2 protein-coding genes are annotated in these 1,518 nt (G+C 71.9%); both read left to right on the top strand.

The window, feature by feature from the left end; all coding sequences use genetic code 11:
* Positions 1–660: 660 nt before the first annotated feature.
* Positions 661–954, top strand: coding sequence for a transposase (locus tag ACFXMF_RS47720; RefSeq protein WP_380021352.1), 294 nt, complete (start codon positions 661–663; stop codon positions 952–954).
* A 33-nt stretch (positions 955–987) separates the two neighbouring features.
* The coding region (locus ACFXMF_RS47715; RefSeq protein WP_380021350.1) for an IS3 family transposase at positions 988–1,518 on the top strand (531 nt) is incomplete at its 3' end.

Genomic DNA, 1,518 nt, shown 5'->3' with positions numbered 1-1,518 from the left:
GGCCCTGACCCTCCGGGCTCACGGACAGCTCTCCACCCGGCCGCGCCGACCCGAAACGCCCACCGAGAGCCCTGACCCACGCGAAATCGGCCGCCTGCGTGCGCAACCCGGCCCTCGGCACCTGCTCTCGCCGCTCGGTCCCACAAAACCGCAGGTCAGAGGACCCCCGGGTGCGGGCAGCCGTCTCGGGATCCGGGCCGTGACCCTCCGGGCTCACAGACGGCTCTCCACCCGGCCGCGCCGACCCGAAACGCCCACCGAGAGCCATGACCCACGCGAAATCGACCGCCTGCGTACGCCACCCGGCCCCCGGCACCTGCTCTCGCCTGCCGGTGCACAAAACCGCAGGTCAGCCCGAAACAGCGGGTTCGAAGGCGTCCCGCGATCCGGATCGAGACCCGCCCAACCCACGGGCGGCCTTTCCGCCCGCGCACCCACCCCACAACGCCCGTCGAAACGGCCCCACCCACTCGGGAAGGCTCCCCGGCGAACCTCACCAGGCTCCCCTCCCGCTCCGCCGTTGCCAGCGCCTTTCCCGGCGAGCAACGCCCGCGTCTCGCCGGGGAACCCAGGGCTCCTGACCGCCGGTGACCTGAGGTTTCCCCCTGATGATGGACACCCCGACACTTGGATCGTGGGGTCCAGGAAGGGAATGTTCAGGTGGGACGTCCGAGGAAGTTCACGGATGAGTTCAAGCGGGATGCGATCGCGACGTGTCGTGCGGAGGGGGAGGGCCGCTCGTTCGACGTGATCGGTGTCGAGTTGGGGGTCAACGGGGAGACCCTGCGCGGCTGGGTGCGTCAGGCGGAGGCCGACGAGGGCGAGCGCGCCGACCGGCTGACCACGGTCGAGCGCGCGGAGCTCGCCCGGCTGCGCAGGGCCGAGCGCGAGTGGCAGCTCGAGCGGGACATCCTGCGCAGGGCCGCCGCGTATTTCGCACGGGAGATGAAGTGAGACGCCTCCGCTGGGCCTTCATCTCCGCCCACCGTGCCGAGTTCGGGCGTCCAGCGGTTGTGCCGGGTGCTGGGCGTGTCCCGCAGCTCCTACTACGCGTGGTCGGCCGGGGACACCGCCCGCCGGGCACGGGTCGCGGCCGACGTCGAGGCCGTCGAACGGATCCGCGTCGTCCACACCGCCTCCCGCCACACCTACGGCGTCCCCCGGATCACCGCCGAGTTGCGCGCGAGCGGACACACGATCAACCGCAAGCGTGTCGCCCGTCTGATGCGCGAGGCCGGGATCGTGGGCCGTCACCTGCGCAGACGCGTGCGCACCACCGTGGTCGACCGGTCCGCGAGAGCGGCCCCGGACCTGGTCCGCCGCGACTTCACCGCGAAGGCTCCCGACACGAAATGGGTCGGCGACATCACCCACCTGCCGGTCGGCGACGGGTGGCTCTACCTCGCCACCGTGATCGATCTGCACTCGCGGCGGTTGATCGGTTGGTCGATCGCCGACCACACGCGGGCGGGACTGGTCGTGGACGCGTTGGAGGCGGCCGTCGGCACCCGGGGCGGG

Source organism: Embleya sp. NPDC059213, from assembly GCF_042754445.1.
In the GTDB taxonomy this organism is placed as follows: domain Bacteria; phylum Actinomycetota; class Actinomycetes; order Streptomycetales; family Streptomycetaceae; genus Embleya.
Note: the sequence above shows the minus strand (reverse complement) of the source record. Positions and strands in the feature narration are given on the sequence as shown.